General features: G+C 52.5%; 17 protein-coding genes and 2 tRNA genes. 9 read left to right on the forward strand and 10 right to left on the reverse strand.

Annotation, left to right across the window (positions count from 1 at the left end):
• The first annotated feature begins 21 nt into the window (after nucleotides 1–21).
• Nucleotides 22–1,665, forward strand: a complete 1,644-nt coding sequence (locus IE076_RS08090; RefSeq protein WP_189436240.1) for an AMP-binding protein — start codon at nucleotides 22–24, stop codon at nucleotides 1,663–1,665.
• 3 nt (nucleotides 1,666–1,668) lie between these two features.
• On the opposite strand, the gene IE076_RS08095 is transcribed toward IE076_RS08090, so the two are convergent.
• From IE076_RS08095 to IE076_RS08105, 3 genes are all read right to left on the reverse strand, one after another.
• The gene (locus IE076_RS08095) at nucleotides 1,669–2,796 is read right to left on the reverse strand and encodes a GNAT family N-acetyltransferase (protein WP_189436241.1); all 1,128 of its coding nucleotides are present in this window, start codon (nucleotides 2,794–2,796) and stop codon (nucleotides 1,669–1,671) included.
• Nucleotides 2,783–4,204 (reverse strand): lipopolysaccharide biosynthesis protein, encoded by a 1,422-nt coding sequence (locus tag IE076_RS08100; protein WP_189436242.1) that lies wholly within the window; start codon nucleotides 4,202–4,204, stop codon nucleotides 2,783–2,785. The genes IE076_RS08095 and IE076_RS08100 overlap by 14 nt, the downstream gene beginning before the upstream one ends.
• A gap of 427 nt (nucleotides 4,205–4,631) precedes the next feature.
• On the reverse strand, nucleotides 4,632–5,039 hold the full coding sequence (locus IE076_RS08105) for a YchJ family protein (RefSeq protein ID WP_189436243.1): 408 nt from the start codon (nucleotides 5,037–5,039) through the stop codon (nucleotides 4,632–4,634).
• Between the two features lie 200 nt (nucleotides 5,040–5,239).
• Between IE076_RS08105 and IE076_RS08110 the strand changes: the two genes are divergently transcribed.
• The gene (locus tag IE076_RS08110; protein WP_189436244.1) at nucleotides 5,240–6,367 is read left to right on the forward strand and encodes an FAD-dependent oxidoreductase; all 1,128 of its coding nucleotides are present in this window, start codon (nucleotides 5,240–5,242) and stop codon (nucleotides 6,365–6,367) included.
• A 56-nt stretch (nucleotides 6,368–6,423) separates the two neighbouring features.
• On the opposite strand, the gene IE076_RS08115 is transcribed toward IE076_RS08110, so the two are convergent.
• Nucleotides 6,424–6,498: transfer RNA gene (locus tag IE076_RS08115), tRNA-Gly, on the reverse strand.
• A 48-nt stretch (nucleotides 6,499–6,546) separates the two neighbouring features.
• Nucleotides 6,547–6,621, reverse strand: a tRNA-Gly gene (locus IE076_RS08120).
• Nucleotides 6,622–7,170: 549 nt separating this feature from the next.
• Between IE076_RS08120 and IE076_RS08125 the strand changes: the two genes are divergently transcribed.
• The 4 genes from IE076_RS08125 (at nucleotide 7,171) to IE076_RS08140 (ending at nucleotide 9,771) form a co-directional block, all read left to right on the forward strand.
• On the forward strand, nucleotides 7,171–7,698 hold the full coding sequence (locus IE076_RS08125) for a prolyl-tRNA synthetase associated domain-containing protein (RefSeq protein ID WP_189436245.1): 528 nt from the start codon (nucleotides 7,171–7,173) through the stop codon (nucleotides 7,696–7,698).
• Nucleotides 7,699–7,820: 122 nt separating this feature from the next.
• Nucleotides 7,821–8,822, forward strand: a complete 1,002-nt coding sequence (gene trxA / locus IE076_RS08130; RefSeq protein WP_189436246.1) for a thioredoxin — start codon at nucleotides 7,821–7,823, stop codon at nucleotides 8,820–8,822.
• Nucleotides 8,823–8,865: 43 nt separating this feature from the next.
• Nucleotides 8,866–9,546, forward strand: a complete 681-nt coding sequence (locus IE076_RS08135; RefSeq protein WP_189436247.1) for an LON peptidase substrate-binding domain-containing protein — start codon at nucleotides 8,866–8,868, stop codon at nucleotides 9,544–9,546.
• Between the two features lie 33 nt (nucleotides 9,547–9,579).
• Nucleotides 9,580–9,771 (forward strand): Trm112 family protein, encoded by a 192-nt coding sequence (locus IE076_RS08140; protein WP_008550557.1) that lies wholly within the window; start codon nucleotides 9,580–9,582, stop codon nucleotides 9,769–9,771.
• Nucleotides 9,772–9,782: 11 nt separating this feature from the next.
• On the opposite strand, the gene IE076_RS08145 is transcribed toward IE076_RS08140, so the two are convergent.
• From IE076_RS08145 to IE076_RS08155, 3 genes are all read right to left on the reverse strand, one after another.
• Nucleotides 9,783–10,103, reverse strand: a complete 321-nt coding sequence (locus tag IE076_RS08145; RefSeq protein WP_189436248.1) for an ACR/YggU family protein — start codon at nucleotides 10,101–10,103, stop codon at nucleotides 9,783–9,785.
• Between the two features lie 29 nt (nucleotides 10,104–10,132).
• A complete protein-coding gene (locus tag IE076_RS08150) occupies nucleotides 10,133–10,423 on the reverse strand; it encodes a YggT family protein (RefSeq protein WP_189436249.1) in 291 nt (96 codons plus the stop codon).
• Between the two features lie 245 nt (nucleotides 10,424–10,668).
• Nucleotides 10,669–11,787, reverse strand: a complete 1,119-nt coding sequence (locus IE076_RS08155) for an NAD(P)/FAD-dependent oxidoreductase (protein ID WP_189436250.1) — start codon at nucleotides 11,785–11,787, stop codon at nucleotides 10,669–10,671.
• Between the two features lie 69 nt (nucleotides 11,788–11,856).
• Here IE076_RS08155 and mnmC2 point away from each other — a divergent pair, with 69 nt between their 5' ends.
• Nucleotides 11,857–12,558: a tRNA (5-methylaminomethyl-2-thiouridine)(34)-methyltransferase MnmC2 gene (gene mnmC2, locus IE076_RS08160; RefSeq protein ID WP_189436251.1), complete on the forward strand. Its 702-nt coding sequence runs from the start codon at nucleotides 11,857–11,859 to the stop codon at nucleotides 12,556–12,558.
• A 4-nt stretch (nucleotides 12,559–12,562) separates the two neighbouring features.
• Here mnmC2 and IE076_RS08165 read toward each other — a convergent pair whose 3' ends face one another.
• Nucleotides 12,563–13,978 (reverse strand): L-serine ammonia-lyase, encoded by a 1,416-nt coding sequence (locus IE076_RS08165; protein ID WP_189436252.1) that lies wholly within the window; start codon nucleotides 13,976–13,978, stop codon nucleotides 12,563–12,565.
• A gap of 445 nt (nucleotides 13,979–14,423) precedes the next feature.
• On the opposite strand from IE076_RS08165, the gene IE076_RS08170 reads away from it, so the two are divergent.
• Together IE076_RS08170 and IE076_RS08175 are read left to right on the forward strand one after the other, a co-directional pair.
• Nucleotides 14,424–15,206, forward strand: coding sequence for a MipA/OmpV family protein (locus IE076_RS08170; protein WP_189436253.1), 783 nt, complete (start codon nucleotides 14,424–14,426; stop codon nucleotides 15,204–15,206).
• Between the two features lie 312 nt (nucleotides 15,207–15,518).
• Entirely contained in the window at nucleotides 15,519–15,953 is a 435-nt protein-coding gene (locus IE076_RS08175; RefSeq protein WP_189436254.1) for a L,D-transpeptidase, read from the forward strand.
• Between the two features lie 573 nt (nucleotides 15,954–16,526).
• Here IE076_RS08175 and IE076_RS08180 read toward each other — a convergent pair.
• The gene (locus tag IE076_RS08180; RefSeq protein ID WP_189436255.1) at nucleotides 16,527–17,567 is read right to left on the reverse strand and encodes a patatin-like phospholipase family protein; all 1,041 of its coding nucleotides are present in this window, start codon (nucleotides 17,565–17,567) and stop codon (nucleotides 16,527–16,529) included.
• Nucleotides 17,568–17,614 lie beyond the last annotated feature (47 nt).

Here is a 17,614-nt window from a genome sequence, read left to right on the forward strand (position 1 = left end):
CGGGTTAGGGGGAGGTCTGGTGTGCTGCCACCAGTGACGACATACGAGGACTTGCGCGCTCAGTTTCGCTGGACGATTCCGGCGAGCTACAATATCGCGTCTGATGCGTGTGATCGTTGGGCCGACGTTGAGCCAATGCGCACGGCTTTGCTGCATGTGCTGGATTGTGGTGATGTTGAAGCGTGGAGCTATGGTCAGCTCAAAGCGCACTCCTGCCAACTTGCCAATGCGTTGCAGTCTTTAGGGGTAGCTCCACGCGACCGTGTAGCGTTGCTGCTGCCTCAAGCGCCCGAAACTGCCATCTCTCATTTTGCGATTTACCGGCTTGGGGCGATTGCTGTGCCGCTGGCGGCTTTGTTTGGGCCTGAAGCCTTGCAATACCGGCTGGAGAATGCTGGCGCGAAGGTGGTGATCACTAACGAGGCCGGACTTGAGAAGCTTCATGCGCTGCGTGAGCATCTGCCGTTTCTTGAGCATGTCATCTGCGTTGATGGGGCAAGAGAGGGAGCGATTGGCTTCCATAGCCTGCTTGAGCGCAGCTCTGACAGTTTTGATAGCTGTGCCACCGGCCCAGATGATCCGGCGTTGATGATCTATACTTCTGGCACGACAGGGCAGCCCAAAGGGGCGCTGCTTGCCCATCGGGTGTTGCTCGGGCATTTGCCGGGTATTCAGATGGCGCATGAATTTCTGCCGCAGACTGGAGACTTGTTTTGGACCCCTGCTGATTGGGCGTGGGCTGGCGGGCTCCTGAATGCGTTGCTGCCATCACTGAAGTTTGGTGTGCCTGTGTTGACTGCGCGGATCGACAAGTTTGATCCTGAAGGTGCGTTTGATTTGATGGTGCGCCATGGCGTTCGCAATGCGTTTATTCCGCCGACTGCGCTTAAGATGATGCGGAGTGTCGATCATCGCCCATACAAGGAAAAGCTTCAGCTACGTTCTGTTTGCTCTGCTGGGGAAGCGTTGGGGTGTGAGGCGTTTGCATGGTGCTCAGAGGCACTTGGCGTTGCTCCCAACGAGATGTACGGGCAGACCGAATGTAATTTGGTGCTTGGCTCCGGTGCGGGAGTCGGTGTTTCGCGTGCGGGTGCAATTGGCAAACCTGTGCCGGGGCATGATGTTGCTGTTATTCGCCCGGATGGCTCGGTTTGTGAGCTGGAAGAGCAGGGGGAGATTGCGGTTCGACGCGGTACGCCGGTTATGTTCCTGGGGTATTGGAAGCGACCTGATGCAGATGAGGGCAAGTTCCTTGGTGATTGGATGCTGACTGGGGATCAGGGGGTGGTTGATGCAGATGGTTACATCCACTTTGTGGGCCGCAATGATGATGTGATCACGTCTGCTGGTTACCGTATTGGACCTACCGAAATTGAAGATTGCCTGATCAAGCATGACGCGGTTGGGCTGGCTGCTGTTGTCGGCAAGCCTGATCCGGTGCGCACGGAGATTGTGAAGGCGTATATTGTTCTGAAGGATGGGTTTGAGCAGGGCGATGCTTTGGTTGAGGACATTCGCCAATACGTGCGCGTGCGGCTTTCCGCTCATGAATATCCGCGGGAGATTGAGTTTGTCTCCGAGATGCCGCTGACGACCAGCGGAAAGGTTATTCGCCGGATCTTACGGAGCAGGGCGCAGGAAGAAGCTGATCTGGTTGAAGGTTAGGTGTTATTTGCGGCCTAGCACCTTCTTGATGTTTCCCTTTAGAGTCTGCTTCGCGCGTGCTCCGGCGTCCGCCTCCCACATTGCAAAACGTGCTATCGGACCTTTTCCGATCAGCAGGGTGGTGTATGCAAACCTTGCTGTCCAGGCTTTGTTTGCCATCTGATTGTCAGGGGATGAAAGGGAATCTGCACCGGAAAATTCTGGGTCTTCCAAGAGTGTTTGCGTGGTGTAGTAGATGAGTAATTGGCCGGGTGAGAACTTGGCAAGGCTCTCGTTGAAGGTTGTCTTCCAGCCAAATATGCGACCTTTCTCGCGGAGCAGAAGGTTGGTTGCGATCAGCTTTCCGTCTAGTCGTAATTGTCCGATACGGATATTTCCTGCTTGGGCTTGTTTTGAGACCATCTCTCTGGTGAAGGCTGCGTCAGGTTCTCTGGAAAGAAGTGCGGTGCCTTGTTCGCCTTTCCACCCGTCTGCCTCCAATCTCAGGAAGTCTCCAAGCGCTGTCTGTATGTCACTTGGATTTTCCAGCATGGAGAATGTGAGGGTGCCTTGTTTCTCTAGGCGCCGCTGATTTTTGAAGGCGCCTTTCCATGAGGAGCGTTTCTTTAGAGCTTTGAAATTCGCCTGTCCCTCTGTGCCGGGCATCTGGAAAGCGCGATCCTCCTGACCTGACACCCGTTGCAGCCAACCGTTGGTCTTCAGGGCGTCTTGCAGGCGCTTGTAAACGGGGCCGTCTGTTCCATGGAACGGGAGCAGCAGGATTTTGGCCCAGCTCAGATTACAGGCGGTCTCAAGCAGCTTGTTCAGTGCTTCGGGTGTCGCTTCTTCAGAGAGTAAAAGCGTTCCGAGGGGTCCATAATCGCCAGCTACTGCGCTGGGGAGCTTGAAGAGCAGGCCACGCCTTTTCTTCACGATGGGCAGGGCAGCGAGAGCTTTTGTGCCGGAAGGGTCCAGTGCCAATATCAGTTTGATTGAGCTGTTTGTTTTGTGTGTGTTGAAGGCGCTCACGAAGCTGCTGGAGAAGAACGGATTGGGCTCCATGGCGTTCTGGGACAGCTGTTGCCATAGGTGGTCTACGGTCTCATCCTCGCCGGGTGTGAGCAGTTTGATTGTCGCGCTATCCTGCCTCATTGATTGCAGTTTCCCGTCTCTTCAATGGCAAAATGAATGTGTGCAGGCCAAGGTGTTTGGAGGCACTGCGGTAAAGAATGCATGCTTCGAAAATGATGACCAGTGTGGTTGCCAGTGCAGCTCCATAAAGGCCGAGTATTGGAATGAAGATGGTGTTGAGAATAAGGTTCACCACAAAGACGGTGGCGTAGATTTTTGCGCAGGTGTTCTGGTGGCCTGACAGCGTTAGCAGTGCATCAACCGGCCCAACAGATGCGCGGGCGAGCACGCCTATGATGAGGATGTAGAGGATTGGTGTGCCTTGCGTGAAATTCTCACCAAACAAGGAGAGCAGGAATGGGCCGACTGCCATGATGAATCCAGCCATGAGTAAGGTTGGCCAGAAAGTCATTTGCGCGGTGTTGCGGACGAAGTCCTTGAGGCCTTCCTCATCGTTGGAATGATAGAGTCTGGCCATGCGCGGTGCGCTGGCGGCGCGTACGGCGTAATAAACAAAATGCATTAGTGCCAGTGTGCGTGAGGCGGCGAAGTAGATGCCGACCTGATCCGGAGGAAGCCAGAGACCGATCAGGATGACGTCCGAGCTGGTGATGAGCTGAAAGAAGCCGTCTACCGCCAGCATAGGCACAGAGACCAGCAGCCATGACTTTATTTGCAGCTTGCGCGGGGCAGGGTGGTGCACTTTGCGCAGGGATACTTCCATCATGATGGTCTGGAGGACCGTGATGGTCCAGACGGCTGCGATGGTTACGATGCAGGCTGTGACTGCTGTGGGGGGATAATCCAGCGCCAGAGCAACCAGCATATATATGAGCACCAGCAGCGGTCGGCCAATGAAGTCCGGTATCATTGCCTTGAGTTGCCAGTCCTGTGCGCGGGCGACACCCTCCAGCATGCCTGTGTAGGTGTGCATGGGCAGGCAGACTGCGATTAGGTAGAGCGGCAGGATGTAAGCGTTACTGATAAAATCAGAGAACAGCCAGGCGATGGAGACGCCAAACACTGCGATGGTGGTGGAGCTGAGTAAGACAAGAAAGCGGGCGCTGAAGAGCAGGCCGTTGAGGAGCTCGTATTGCTTCTTCTCCAGATATTCCGGAATGAAACGGAGCAGTGAAACAGAGAAGCCGAGGCCGGAGAAGACGGTCAGAATGACGATGACCGTCCAGACAACGATGAAGACACCGTATTCAGTGGCTCCCATCCAGCGTGCGAGAAAGACCTGCATGATATAGGCGAGGGCGGCACTTGCGACACGTAGTGCAAAGACGATCAGCGCAGAGCGCTGTGCTCCGCCTGCGTCCCCTTGACCGAAGAGGGTGCTGAGTATCTTTTCCAGAATCGGCAGCAGCTTCGCCTGAGTGCGGCGGGGGAGAAGCACGACTGCCCATTTGAGGAGGAGTTCTTGCACGCGGTATGCCCTAATTATTACTGGTATATTATTACTAGTATTAAAATTAACATTTTCAGAATGTCTGGGGCATGTTTACTGATGCAGCTAGTTGCTGAGCTAAAACAGAGGCTTAGATGGAGTGGTGAAGACGGAATTATTTGGGACCGAAATCCCAATGGTTTTTGTAGATTGACTCGAGTTCGATTTGACGGATTCAATGTTAGAACATATAGTGAACAAAGTGAAGTTTTGCCAAGACTGCCTTAAAGGTGAAAACATCGCAAATTGCAGAGCTGCGCTACCGCCCGGCAGTACTAGAGGGACGCCTCCTCTCATGCATGCAGCTTTTTCCGGTCCCTGCTTCCGCCCAAACTAAGCGGGGACCGGCTGCTCTTTCTGATACGCTTAAGACAGTTCCGTTGGACAGAAATAGGGTGACCCCTTTCTAGAGGCGGGCGCCTTCTTCAAGAGGTTTGACGTAGTACCAACGCCCCTTTCGTTTTTTGAAGAGGCTGAGTTCTCGCTGCTCTCCGAATTGGCCGTGGGCAAGGTATTTCGCACAAAAGAGGACGCTGCCTTTGGCGTCTCCTGCCTGACCCATTTCGGTTGCGAGAATGTCCAGTCCGACCCACTGAGTTTGTGCTGCGTATTCAGCGACTTCAATTGGGTTGAAGGTTTTCTGGTAGCGGGGCCACAGGGTGTCTTTCAGGTATTCGATGTTCTTTGTTGCGTAGGCGCTGTAGCGGGAGCGCATGAGCTGCTCTGCTGTTTCAGGCAGGGCCTTACCTTGCAGAAAAGGCTGACAGCAGGCTTCGAAGTCTTTTCCTGATTGACATGGGCAGGGCGTTGTCATCGATCACCATCCTTTAGAATTTCATGCAGCATGTGCGGTCAGAATTTTAAGGCGAAGCTAAACGGCACTTTCCGGGTCAGGTCAAGAAGGACAAACAAGCTGCTCCAAGAGTCATTAAAGTTCGTGTGACTGGTTCAATCCTCCGACAGTGTCTTTTTTATAGGATTGTAGGAATAAGTTTTCTGCACGGTAGGATAGCAATGCAAAAAGGGTCCATTCTGATTGTTGGTGCAGGCCCCAGCGGGTTGACTGCGGCAATAGAGCTGAAGCGACGTGGGTTTGCCCCTCGCATCATTGATAAGAGCGACCGCCCACACGTTCAATCACGGGCACTTGCTATTAATCCGAGAACTCTCCAGATCCTGAAACCATCCGGCGTGACTGAGAAGTTGCTGGAGAAAGCGTGGAAGCTGAACCACGTTCATTTTCGTGGGCCAAATAACGAGTTGATGGAGGTTGATCTCTCGGATCTTGGGGGCCCCTACAATTTTATGCTGTCCCTTCCGCAGTATAAGACCGAGACTATTTTGGAGCGGCATCTGACTGAGCAGGGCGTGCAGGTTGAGAGAGAATGTGAACTGATACGGATCGATCAGCAAGATGATACAGTATCGGCTACCATACAGATGAGCAGTGGTGACGAGGAGGTCCTGCATCCGTCTATGGTGATCGGCGCAGATGGAGCGCATTCTCTTGTCCGCACCCAGATGGGGATGAGCTTTACCGGCAGTTCCTATCCTCAGGATTGGGGCCTTGCGGATGTGGAGTTGGAGCCGACGATCTCTATGGATGGGCCGACCATGTTCGATCGCTCACCGTATATCTTCGGTGTCATACCGATTTCAGCGACGCGCGCGAGGATTGTGTCTGACCACCTTGAGCCGCTAGAAATTTTGCCGCCAATCCTGAAAGTGACCAAAGTTCATTGGAAATCGACCTTCCGGATCTCGCACCGCCTGGCGAGCCTCTATCAAAAAGGTCGTGTTTTTCTGGTTGGAGATGCGGCTCATGTGCACTCACCGTTTGGTGGGAGAGGCATGAATTTGGGAATTGAGGATGCGGCCTGGTTGGCTTGGCAGGTCTCTACCGGGCATACGCATCAATATATGCTGGATCGTCGCCCTGTTGCGGCAGAGGTTATCAAAGTTGTCGACTCCGGAACGCGGTTCTTCGCCTCAAATAGCACAGCTATCCGTCTCTTCAGGCAGAAGTTTTTGCCAGTGTTCGGGCGTACTGACTACTTTAAGGCGCGGTTTATGAGGATGATGTCAGCCGAGAACACGCCGTTTCCGCCTTGGCTGAAAGAGGATAACTCAAGCGAGATTTGATTGAGACCGAGGTCCAGATAACAAAAAACCGCCTTGCGGCGGTTCTTTTGTTTTTTTGGAGCGGGCGAGGCGATTCGAACGCCCGACCCTAACCTTGGCAAGGTTATGCTCTACCCCTGAGCTACGCCCGCATATCCAAAAAAATCCAACTTCGCGAAAACTCAGCTTCTTAGAGAAACTGGAGCGGGCGATGAGATTCGAACTCACGACCCTAACCTTGGCAAGGTTATGCTCTACCCCTGAGCTACGCCCGCATTCTGTTTCGCTAGGACCGTTTGTGGCGGCCCCGTCGGTGAGGTGGGAGCTATATGACAAAAGCTCGGGGTGATTGCAACAAGGAATTTGAAATTCATTGTGGGATTTCCAGCGGTATGTGGACGTTTAAACTGAGGGTGTTGTTGATAAAGTTTATATCTATCAAATAGATATGACGATAATACGGGGTGTTTTAGTGCTGTGGAAATAATCGCACTTGAGTAAAATGACGTATGTGCGTTTCTCTGAAAACGCTGGTTGAGGCTTTGAGCTAAGAAACCGGTTCCGTCATATATCTCAATGGGATCAGGAAATTTTTGAGGTCCATGAGACTGTCACATCCTGATGCCGGCAAACTTTCAGTTTTCTGGGGGGCAGATCATGTTTTGTAGCTTGGAGAAGGTCGGCGCCATTTGCGGATTAGCATATCTCTGAGGCAGACAGATTGCAGGGATTACTTGCCTTTTTTTGTTTGTAGCTTAAAACGGAGCAGCATTTATGTGGCAAACACTTGGGTTATTTCAGAGACTTGGAGGAGGTTCTTCTACATGCCAGCAAGCCGTCCGCAACTGATGTCCTTTTTCGAGGACTTGAACATTCCGGTTTCTACTGTTGATCACGAGCCGGTTTTTACGGTTGCCGAGTCTGCTGATCTGCATGATCGTATTCCGGGAGGCCACACCAAGAACCTGTTTCTCAAGGATAAAAAGGGGAACCTCTTTTTGGTGGTTGCGCTCCATGATGCGACGATCGATTTGAAGAAGATTTCTGCGGTTATTGGCGCGTCCGGTCGTGTTTCCTTTGGTAAGGCAGACCTGCTTGAAGAGGTGCTGGGCGTTACTCCGGGATCGGTTACGCCGTTCTCGCTGATTAATGACCGGGACGTGCAGCGGGTGTCTGTGGTGTTTGATGCAAATATGATGGAGCAGGAAACTCTGAACTTCCATCCGCTGCTGAACAACGCTTCCACCGCGATTTCGGCGGAAGGTCTGATGGCGTTTGCCAAAGCGTGCGGGCATGATGCAAGAGTACTTGCGGTCTCTGAAGAAGCGCAGAAAGTCACTGAAGATCTATAAAAACTGAGCGTTCGCCAATTGTAATTGGTCTCTTCTACGACCATTTTAGGCAGCAGTTAGAGATTTTTGATATGAGGAGCGCTGACGTAAGCAGCTCCCAATTCAGGTAAAGGGTCAAGATAATGAGTGGATCCGGATATTCCGTAGGTGGTAGCTTTGGTGGCTCCCTAGGCGGCGGTGGATATGGCGGCGGGTACCAGACCAACACACAGGCTGGCGCAGCTTCTCCATCCGCAGCACCGGCAGCCAATGCTGCTGACTTGATTGTTGATACAACCACTCAGACTTTTGTGCAGGATGTTATTGAGGGCTCCCGTAATCAGGTTGTTCTCGTTGACTTCTGGGCACCGTGGTGTGGTCCGTGTAAGCAGCTTACCCCGACGCTTGAGAAAGTCGTTAAGGAAGCCAATGGCGCGCTTAAGCTGGTGAAGATGAACATCGAAGACTACCCGGAAGTTGCGGGTCAGATGGGTGTTCAGTCGATCCCGGCTGTTTTTGCGTTTAAAGGTGGCCAGCCTGTTGACGGGTTCATGGGTGCGCAGACCGAAGGCGAGATTAAGAAGTTTCTCGACCGTATCGGCGTGCAGATTGGGCCAAGCGATCTGGAAGTTATGCTGGAAAAAGCTGATGAGCTTCGGGATGCTGAAGGGTATCCGGAAGCCGCGCAGCTTTACGGTGGTGCGCTTTCTATCGACGCTGGCAATGTGCATGCGCTGTGTGGCCTTGCGATGTGCTATCTGGCGCTTGCAGAGAAAGATCATGCAAAGCAAATGCTGGATATGGTTCCTGAAGACAAACGCGACTCTCAGCATTTTGTTGCTGCGAAAGCGGCGCTAGAGCTTGCCGAGCAGGCAGAAGGTCTTGATGACCTTGCCGAATTGCGCCAGCGCGTAGACGCAAACGCTGACGACCATCAGGCGCGTTTTGATCTTGCAGTGGCGCTTAGCGGCAAAGGTGACAAGAACGGGGCTGTTGATGAGTTGATCGAGATTATTCGCCGTGATCGCGAGTGGAATGAAGATGGTGCACGCAAGCAATTGCTGCAGTTTTTTGAAGCTTGGGGCTTCAAAGATTCAGGTGCTGTTTACGGTCGCCGTAAACTCTCCTCAATTCTATTCTCGTAATCTTGGCCTGATAATAAGAGCGGAGAGCACTTAAGTGGCCTCGATGACTGTTGGAAATGCGACCTACGCAGGTCTGGATGACCTGCCGCAGGTTGTGCCGTTGTTTGTTTTGCCGGGGGCTATCTTGCTCCCGCGCTCCCATATGCCTCTCAATGTATTTGAGCCGCGCTATACCGCGATGATTGACAATGCCTTGCGCACGGATCGCATGATTGGGGTAATTCAGCCGCAGTTTGATACGACTGACGAAGAGTTGGCCGGACGGCCAAAGCTTTGCACTGTGGGCTGTATGGGGCGTATTACCGGTTTTCAGGAGAGTGGTGACGGGCGCTATCTGATTACGCTTTCTGGTGTTTCCCGCTTTGAACTGCGTGGTGAGCTGGAAGAGCGCGCGCCGTTCCGTCGTGGACATGTTGACCCAACCCGTTTCGCCAGTGATCTGAAGACAGGCTTTGGCGAAGATGAGGTTGACCGGGACCAGCTGCTTGCAACGCTGAAGGCATATCTGAGCGTGAATGAGCTGGAAGCGGATTGGGATAGCGTCAATTCCGCATCTACCGAGATATTGGTCAATGCGTTGTGCATGATGAGTCCTTATGGACCAAAAGAGAAGCAGGCTCTCTTGGAAACGGAGAACCTGAAAGTGCGTGCGGATACGCTTGTTGCGTTGGCTGAGGTCGAGCTCGCACGCGGCAATGGTGGTACTGGCAGCACTCTCCAGTGACGCAGGTTAAGATAAAAGATGAATGAGGGCTCTATGAGCGAATTTGAAGCGCCACAGCTGGACCGACGTCTTCTTGAGCTGTTGGTTTGCCCGGTGACGAAGACAACGCTTGAGTACAACGCCGAAAACCAGGAGTTGATTTCTCGCGCAGCGAAGCTGGCTTATCCAATTCGGAATGGAATTCCGATTATGCTGGAAGAAGAAGCACGCAAGCTCGAAGATTAATAGTATGGAGGCTAGGAGAGAGGATCTTCTAGCCTTTTTACCAGTTGCTGCGGTTCACACAGAACACGCAGTGTTTTTATGCGGGCGCTAGAGCCTGGAATGACTCCCACTGATAATTTTAAGACTGCGAGTGCTTTTGCAAAGAGAGCTGCAATGGCTTTGTCTGCTGCGCCTTTTTCTGGCGCTGCGCGTACGCGAGCCAAAACGAGCGGCCGGCCATCCGACTGCTCGCCAATCTTTTCAACCTGATCTTTGGAGGATCTGAGTGTGAGGCGGACGGTAATGAGAACTCCGTCAGCCTGCAGCTTCCATGGGCATTCGTGTTTAGCCACGACTTAGAGCCCGTTTTCTGGCGAATGCTCTAGAATACGTAGGGGTAGACGTAGAGGCCAATGATACGCTCAAGAAGGAAGATCCCGAGGAGCAACACAATCGGTGACAGATCCAGTCCACCCATTGGTGGCAGGAACCGGCGGATTGGGCGCAGCAGCGGTTCGGTCAGGTTATAAAGCGTCTGGCCGATCATGGCGATGAACTGATTGCTCGAGTTCACCACGTTGAACGCGTAGAGCCACGAGAAGATCACGTTTGCAATGATGACCCACGTGTAAAGATTTAAGATGATGAAAACGACATCAAGAATAGCGCGCATGGACTGGTTGAACTCCAAGTTTGCGGAGATGAACTAACTGTATTGCTTCCTCTAGGACAGAGCTGAGGAAACCGAGTTATTCCTCATGTAACTTTGAACTGAGGCAGCTGCAAGATCCAGCATGCCTCATTTTTCTATATTTAGAGCTAATTTTCTCCGTCAGGCCTTGAAAAAAGGCCAGTTCATAGAAACAGCGGGCTATCAAGCGGAAGTATCGCGCTGTTTTTGCGTCCTAATTTCAGGCTTTAGCCAAAGTGGTGAGGGGGCTTGAAGCTTTCTGGGAGGTGGATTGGTTTTCCCTGTTCCGGGAACATTTCCTGCATCAGGCAAGCAGCGATGCGGTGGGAGATGGCGTAGGAGATTTTGAAGCCGCCGGTTGCCACCCAAGTCTTATCCTTGCCCGGTACGAGGCCGACCAATGGATCACGCTTTTTGCATTTCGGGCGTATTCCAGCCCAACGGGCAGTGATTGGCGCGCCTTTTAGTGATGGGCAGAATGCGATTGCCTTGGCGAGCATCTTTTGGATATCGTCTTCGACGGGCTCTTTGCTGGTCCACTCCTGCTCTGAGGTGGAGCCAATAGCGACCGTGCCGTTGGCGTGGGAGACAACATAAATACCGTCATCGTAGATCACCGGGAGCGGCTTTTCTGTTTTGTACTCTAGCAGGAGGGATTGTCCTTTAACGCCCATGCCGATGGTTTTGCCAGCGATTGCGCTGAGAGGCCCAAATCCTTCATAGCCTGCTGACAACACAATGCGGTCAGCACTCAGCGTTTCGCCGTTGCCAAGGGAAACTGTGCCCGTGGTTTCATCGAACCCGAGAAACTCTGTGTGTTCCATGATAGGGATGTGCGGCTCCAGAAAGGCTTTGAGGCCAGCTGAGACAAGGCGTGGGTTGGCGCGGGCGGCCAGGGTATCCCAGATGATGCCGAGGGGCGCTGCTTCTGGTGTCAGCCAATCGCTAAATGGTGTTTCTTTTACGACATTGAAGGTGAATCCTGTTTCATCACTTCGCCAGCGTTGTTTAGCTTCTTCAACGCGGGCGAGGGAGTGCTCAAGTTTGTGTTCTGTATAGAGCGGGATCAGACGACCTGCGCGGCTGTAGCCAACGGATAGGCCGGTGGCTTCTTCCAGCTCAGCTACGATATCGGAGAGTTCCATCAGGGCGTCCAGCTGGAATTGCTTTTTTTCGTTCCACTGGCTTGGAACATGAGGCATCAAAGCGCCAACGAGGCCAGCGCTTGCGCCTGAAGCAATCGTATTTTTTTCCAGCAGAGCGACTTTCAAGCCTTTTCCGAGTGCGGCCTTGGCGACGCTGAGTCCGAAGATTCCCCCACCAACAACAACAATATCGTAGGTCATGTTTTTTTATTTCCCAGGTTGGGGTATAAGCCCGAACCGATTTTTACGTTAGAGATTTGGCTTAGACATATGACAGAGCGCCCAAAATTGGAATGGGATGACGCGAATGTGCCGTATGCGTCGCAGTTTGGGGATACTTATTACTCCAAAGCGGGTGGATTAGGCGAAACGCGTTACGTATTTCTGCTGGGAAATCGTCTCCCTGAGCGCTGGGTCAATATACAGTCTTTCACGATTGCCGAGCTTGGGTTTGGAACCGGACTCAATTTTCTTGCCACGCTGGAGTTGCTGTTGAGTTTACCTGAGGCGCAGCGGACCCAGCTGACTTATGTTTCGTTTGAGCTTTATCCGATGGATGCATCGGAGATGGAGAAAGCTCTTTCCCAATGGCCAGAGCTGAAAGAGCTGACTGACAAGCTGGTCGCCGCCTGGGAGCCTCAGCCGGGTTGGAACACGATCACCATTGATGGTGTGCGACTGCTGGTCGGTATTGGCGATGCGCGTGAGATGTTGCCGACTTTTTCAGAACCTGTGGATGCCTGGTTCCTTGATGGCTTCAACCCTGCGGGGAACCCGGAGCTGTGGGGCAAGGAACTGATGCAGGCAGTTGGAGAGAAAACGGCGGCCAGCGGGTCCTTCGCGACTTATACGGCTGCCGGGTGGGTGCGGCGTAATTTGCAGGAAGCTGGCTTTGAGGTTGAGCGCATCAAAGGGTATGGCAGAAAACGCCAGATGATGGTGGGGCAGAAGACTGCCGCCACCGAAACCTGATCAATCAGCACTCTGGCAGGTTGACTGCCAAGCCACCCTTGCTGGTTTCTTTGTACTTGTCGCTCATTTCAACGCCAGTCTGGCGCATTGCTTCGACGCAGTTGTCCAGCGGCATATAGTGGGAGCCATCGCCGCGCAGTGCCAGTGAGGCAGCTGAGACGGCCTTGATGGCGCCGAGGCCATTGCGCTCAATGCATGGGACCTGAACAAGTCCGCCAACCGGATCACACGTCATGCCAAGATGGTGCTCTAGTGCGATTTCGGCTGCGTTTTCAATCTGCTCGTTGGTGCCGCCAAGGGCCGCACACAGGCCTGCTGCTGCCATGGCTGCGGCGGAGCCAACTTCACCCTGGCAGCCAACTTCTGCGCCAGAAATAGAGGCGTTGTGTTTGATGATGCCACCAACGGCTGCTGCGGTGAGCAGGAAGGTTTTGATGCCTTCGTCGTTGCTGCCGGGGCAATGTTCGCGGTAGTACTCGATGGTAGCAGGAATAACGCCAGCTGCGCCGTTGGTTGGCGCGGTGACAACTTTGCCGCCAGCTGCGTTTTCTTCATTCACGGCCATGGCGTATACAGAAAGCCAGTCGTTGACGACGTGTGGCATACTCATGTTGTTGCCGCGCTCGTCTTCCAGCTGGCGCTTGATCGCAGCGGCGCGGCGCTTAACAGTGAGGCCACCCGGCAGTTCGCCCTCGGTGTTGAGGCCGCGCTCCATACATGCGTTCATGACCTCCCAGATTTGCCAGATCCTTGTGTCCAGCTCTAGTGGGTCAAGGGAGGTGATTTCGTTGGCACGCTTCATCTGGGCGATGGTTTTGCCGGACTTCTGACCCATTTCCAGCATTTCAGTTGCGGTCGCAAACGGGTAGGGCATTGCTTTGGCTTCATCAGCAGCTTGTTTGCCAGAAGCTTCCGCAGCCTTTTGGCGCTCGAGTTCCTCTTCAGTCAGAACAAAGCCGCCACCGATGGAGTAGAAGGTTTCCTGCAGGTGAAGGCGGTCTTGCGCATCGTAGGCTTCGATCACCATTCCATTGGCGTGGCCGGGTAGATTTTTCTCGAAGTCGAAAATGATGTCTCGCTCAGGATCAAATTCCAGTTCTGGCAGGCCGTGCAGGTGGAGCTTCTTTTCTTTGGCGATCTTTTGTTCCAGAGCCTCGGCTTCATCCGGATCCAGTGTTTCCGGGGTGAAGCCTGCCAGTCCAAGAACCACTGCTCTGTCGGTTGCGTGCCCTTTGCCGGTCCACGCCAGTGAGCCGTGCAGTGTGCAGCGCAGTCGCTTGGGGGCGCCTGCGCCGGGCCATATGCGTCTGCCGTCTCTCAACTCATCCAGAAAACGCGCGGCAGCGGTCATCGGTCCCATCGTATGGGAAGATGATGGACCTATTCCGATCTTGAACATTTCAAAGACGCTGAGGAACATATGTTAGGCACCTTTCAGAGGGCTGGGGGCGGTATTCTTGTTTCGTGTTGGATAGAGAGACAGCCACTATCACTGAATTTTCAAGGAATAATCGTCATAGGCTCTTAAACCAAGAGGATTATTTTTCCCAATAATCTTAATTAAAGATACAATTGTTTTGATGCGGCAGTGTTCAACTGACTTGAGAGCGTGCCCGTAGAGCCTTAAAGATTTTCGCCGCTGTCTGCTGAAAAGATTGACATAAACGCTGTGGTTCCGCGTGGCGCTGATGGATCAATAAGAGTTTTGCCGTGTGAATTGGGATGCAAAGGCGATTGCTTCTTCAATTTTATGGTGCCAATAGGCAACAGTTTGTAGAAAACTCTTGAAACTACAGGTCTGCAAATGGTGCGAAAACGTATATCATAGGTAGCAACTCGCTTATTCCGATTAGGGCTGCACCTATATGACCGCCTCTCTTCGTATCCTTGCAGGCTTAGCGCTTGCCTCTGTCTCCAGTCACGCACTGGCAGAAGACTCCTTTACGCCTATTGACCTGACCGAAGATCAGCAGGGTAAGAGGTACGTTGTTGATCTTGGCGTGGCGGGATTCGTAAATCCCAGATACGACGGTGCGTCTAGATACATTATCTACCCGTTGCCGTTGGTCGCTTTCTCACGTTTCTATGTTCCGGGTATTGGGCAGACAAAGGAGGGGGCGACGCAAGGTTTCTACGTCTTTCCGTCTTTTGGTTTTATAGGCGAGCGTAAGCCCACGGATGGGAGATCACTTGCGGATACGCGCCGCGTGCCATGGGCGGGGGAGATTGGGGCCGGCGCCGGTTTCCGTCGGGATTGGTTCCGTGCATTTATTGAAGCTCGTCATGGCTTTCACGGACACCATGGAATCGTCGGCCGAGCAGGGGTTGACGTGATCACCGAGGTTACCGATCGTCTGGTATTTGTGTTTGGGCCGCGTGTTGATGCAGCAGATAGTTCTTACATGAATACGTATTTCAGTATTCCTGCCGGTACGCCAACAGGGCCATTCAAGGCACAAGCAGGCTTCAAGAGCGTTGGTGCGATCGCGCGGGTGAGTTATGGGCTCACCGACACGATTGGTTTGCATCTGCAAGGTGGGTATGACCGATTGGTTGGTGATGCAGAAGACAGCCCTGTCACACAGAACGACAATATGTGGTCTTTCGGTGTTGGTGCGACCTATCGGTTCTCTTGGGATATGTTTTAGGGCAGCCAAATCTGCTGACAATTTTGGTGAACAAAGCCCGGGTTGGTTTCCGGGCTTTTTTTTGATGTCTGAGAGAGCTACGCGTTTTCAATAAGAAAGAGATATGTAAAGCAACGTTTGAAGTGAAGTTCTGTGCGTGTTTTTGTAAATAATTTGTGTTTCCTGAGCTCGTATTGAGAGATGTGTTACCTGATTCTTTAAGTATCACCTCTATGTGATTGTTAATAATGTCCTTAGAATAACTAGGTGACAGACTAAAGGTAAGGCCCGTGATAGTTCACAGGACGTACTGCGTTATGTGAGGGGGTCAGTATGCGTACAGTAATTACTATATCAGGACTTATTTTTATTTTCTTGTTGCTCATGGTTCCGGCCAAGGCGCACTCCACTAAGGTGTTGGCCAAGATTGATCTTTCAGAACAGACCATGCACATTTTCGTAAACGGCAAGGTACGCCATTCGTGGTCCGTTTCTACTGCCCGAAAAGGTTACAGGACGCCTGTGGGGAGCTTTCGCCCGACGCGGATGCATAAGCGGTATTTCTCTAGGAAATACAACGGCGCACCGATGCCTTACTCCGTATTTTTCTATAAGGGCTATGCCATTCATGGAACGGATGCGATCAAGCGTTTGGGAGCGCCTGCCTCCCATGGGTGTGTGCGACTGCACCCGAAGAATGCCAAGAGATTGTTCAGTTTGATTCAGGCAAATGGACCGTCGAACGCAAAGATTGTAATTGTTAAATAGTGAACACGCCTTATGTGTAAATCTGAACGTGGTGTGATACGGGTCGTATAAGGCCCGGTACCCTTGCGAGTGCAGGGGGCCAAACTAAATCAAGGGCTATGAGATGTGTTTGAAGGCTTGTGAGCGGAAGAAGCAAGTCGGGTCGCAAACGCCTGCCTCTTCCGCTGTAGCGCTGAATACGCATAACTCAACAATCAGCGTGTCTTTCCTAACGCTAAAATCTTGCCAAAAGGTTGGCACGCTGATTTTTTCGGAAGAGATTTTTAGGGATAAAACAGAATTTCTTTCTGAGTGGGGGCCTTGCGAGCTGCATGCATAGCGCAAAGAAAAAGAGGGCTTTGAAAGAACGCTCAAAAACCCTCTATATCCTCGAAAGCTGATTACGCACTACCTTGATATCAGCTGCTTATTTAAAAGCAAAAGGTGTGCCAGTTTTCTCGAAAAATCAGAGCACAACATCTGGTATGGCTGCAGCGTCTCCTGGCGAAATGCGGGTTAACTTAACAGGCTGCTTACTTGTGCTGCGTCGCAATTTGCAATGCGGTTTGAGAGTGTTAATCCTCGCCTTCACGCTTAGTTAAATTCGTGGCCGAGGTCGAGAGTGCTGCGTTTTCCGATACTCTCGTAGTTTTCGGTGGCCCACTTCTTGGCCGCTTGCCTACCGATGTCGTGGAGCAGTTCAATAAACTCCCATTGTGGATTTAGTTTTGAGGATGCTCCAAATGGTGAAAGGTCTTTTGTTGCTTCGATCCGGTGCATGTAAACGCGTGTGTATCTGTCAGAATCGAGCCGGCCTTCCTGAATGAGGCGGGTGACGAAGTCGATCGCGCGGAGTTCTCGAAGTAGGGTGGAGTTGAAGGTTATCTCGTTCAGCCGTTCCGAGATTTCCTGGGCAGTATGAGGCAGCTCGTTTCTTTCTACTGGATTGACCTGAATAAGCAGGACATCGGTGTGACCGCCGCTGCTGAAGAGCGGAAATAGGGGTGGATTTCCCATAAAGCCGCCGTCCCAATACGCTTCGTCGCCAATTTCGACCGCTTGATACATGTGTGGCAGGCAGGATGAAGCCATTATGGCATCCAGACTGAGTTCTTCGTTTGAAAAGACCTTGATTTTGCCTGTGCGCACATTGGTAGCAGCAACGTAGACATCCATTTGCTTACAGCTGCGCACGCGCTCGAAATCGATCTGCTGATCAACCAGATCACGCAAGGGGTTATAGTTCATTGGGTTGAGCTGATAGGGCGAGACAATGCGCGAGGCGAGATCCCATGCCAGGTACATGGGGGAGTTATCAAGGCTCCAGTTGCCCATGAATACATCGAGTGGATTACGTTGGAAGGGGCTGGTCTCCCCAGCTGCGCTGACTGATTTCCAGAAACGGGCCAGCGCTTTGCGGGCGCCTTCCTGACCGCCTTCAACGAGGCCGTCAGCCATAACAACGGCATTCATCGCGCCAGCGCTGGTGCCTGAGATACCGACGATCTCCCATTCTTCGTTCTCCAGCATCCAGTCCAGAACGCCCCAGGTGAAGGCGCCATGTGCTCCGCCTCCCTGTAGGGCAAGATTGATTTTCTTTCGTTCTTTCTTTGCAGTCTTCCGGGGCGTTGCCATATGGACCTCCATGGGTCGCCAGATTAGAACTACTGGGAAATCGTGGA

The organism is Pseudovibrio japonicus, assembly GCF_014651595.1.
In the GTDB taxonomy this organism is placed as follows: domain Bacteria; phylum Pseudomonadota; class Alphaproteobacteria; order Rhizobiales; family Stappiaceae; genus Pseudovibrio; species Pseudovibrio japonicus.

Bases quoted from the DNA above. Each gene is read 5' to 3' on its own strand.
- IE076_RS08095 (WP_189436241.1), bottom strand. From the start codon at position 2,796: ATGAGGCAGGATAGCGCGACAATCAAACTGCTCACACCCGGCGAGGAT.
- IE076_RS08105 (WP_189436243.1), bottom strand. From the start codon at position 5,039: ATGACAACGCCCTGCCCATGTCAATCAGGAAAAGACTTCGAAGCCTGC.
- IE076_RS08110 (WP_189436244.1), top strand. From the start codon at position 5,240: ATGCAAAAAGGGTCCATTCTGATTGTTGGTGCAGGCCCCAGCGGGTTG.
- IE076_RS08125 (WP_189436245.1), top strand. From the start codon at position 7,171: ATGCCAGCAAGCCGTCCGCAACTGATGTCCTTTTTCGAGGACTTGAAC.
- trxA (WP_189436246.1), top strand. From the start codon at position 7,821: ATGAGTGGATCCGGATATTCCGTAGGTGGTAGCTTTGGTGGCTCCCTA.
- IE076_RS08135 (WP_189436247.1), top strand. From the start codon at position 8,866: ATGACTGTTGGAAATGCGACCTACGCAGGTCTGGATGACCTGCCGCAG.
- IE076_RS08140 (WP_008550557.1), top strand. From the start codon at position 9,580: ATGAGCGAATTTGAAGCGCCACAGCTGGACCGACGTCTTCTTGAGCTG.
- IE076_RS08150 (WP_189436249.1), bottom strand. From the start codon at position 10,423: ATGCGCGCTATTCTTGATGTCGTTTTCATCATCTTAAATCTTTACACG.
- IE076_RS08155 (WP_189436250.1), bottom strand. From the start codon at position 11,787: ATGACCTACGATATTGTTGTTGTTGGTGGGGGAATCTTCGGACTCAGC.
- mnmC2 (WP_189436251.1), top strand. From the start codon at position 11,857: ATGACAGAGCGCCCAAAATTGGAATGGGATGACGCGAATGTGCCGTAT.
- IE076_RS08165 (WP_189436252.1), bottom strand. From the start codon at position 13,978: ATGTTCCTCAGCGTCTTTGAAATGTTCAAGATCGGAATAGGTCCATCA.
- IE076_RS08170 (WP_189436253.1), top strand. From the start codon at position 14,424: ATGACCGCCTCTCTTCGTATCCTTGCAGGCTTAGCGCTTGCCTCTGTC.
- IE076_RS08175 (WP_189436254.1), top strand. From the start codon at position 15,519: ATGCGTACAGTAATTACTATATCAGGACTTATTTTTATTTTCTTGTTG.
- IE076_RS08180 (WP_189436255.1), bottom strand. From the start codon at position 17,567: ATGGCAACGCCCCGGAAGACTGCAAAGAAAGAACGAAAGAAAATCAAT.